The sequence below is a fragment of the Protofrankia sp. CiP1_Cm_nod4 genome (genome assembly GCF_982290645.1).
In genome coordinates, this window is record NZ_CEVIVC010000149.1 from 11553 (window position 1) to 12397 (window position 845).

An 845-nucleotide genomic window follows, 5' to 3' on the forward strand; every position below is an offset into this window, starting at 1 on the left:
TTGACGACTCCACCCTAGACGATCTTGCTGGCCTCCGGGTGGCGTACACGCCGCTGCACGGTGTGGGCGCAGACACCCTGGCCGCCGTGTTCACCCGGGCTGGCCTGGCCGCGCCGTTCGTGGTAGCCGAGCAGGCCCGTCCCGACCCGAACTTCCCGACCGTCGCGTTCCCGAACCCGGAGGAGCCCGGCGTGCTGGACCGGGTGCTCGCGCTCGGCCGGGCGGTGGGCGCCGACGTCGTCATCGCCAACGACCCGGACGCGGACCGCTGTGCGGCCGCGGTCGGCAGCCGGGTACTCACCGGCGACGAGGTCGGGCTGCTGCTCGCGGACGAGGTGCTGCGCGACCGGCCCGGGCCGGTCGCCACGACGATCGTGAGCTCGGGCGCACTGGCGACGCTCGCGGCCGCGCACGGCGTCCCCTGCCTCGAGACCCTCACCGGCTTCAAATGGATCATGCGGGCGCACGCCGGCCTCGTCTTCGGCTATGAGGAGGCGCTCGGCTACGCGGTCGCGCCGACGCTCGTGCGCGACAAGGACGGAATCACCGCGGCCCTGGCGATCGCCGGGATCGCCGCGGCGGAGAAACGCCACGGCCGGACCCTGCTCGACCGGCTCGACGACCTCGTCCGCCGACACGGCCTGCACGCCACCGCCCAGGTGTCCATCCGGGTCACCGACAGCGCGCGGATCTCCGCCGTGATGGACGCACTGCGCGCCGAGCCCCCGGCGAGGATCGGCCCCGCCGACGTACTCGCCATCCGCGACCTCGCCGCCGCACCAGCCCCAGCCCCGGCCGTCGCACCAGCCCTGGCCCCGGTCTCGACCGCCGCACCCGCCCCAGCC

The 845-nt window shown here is 75.0% G+C and carries 1 protein-coding gene; it reads left to right on the forward strand.

Annotated elements, in window-relative coordinates; all coding sequences use genetic code 11:
• Positions 1 to 845, forward strand: an 845-nt coding sequence (locus AC5LSR_RS20465; protein WP_493468843.1) for a phosphohexomutase domain-containing protein, incomplete at both ends; no start/stop codon positions are given.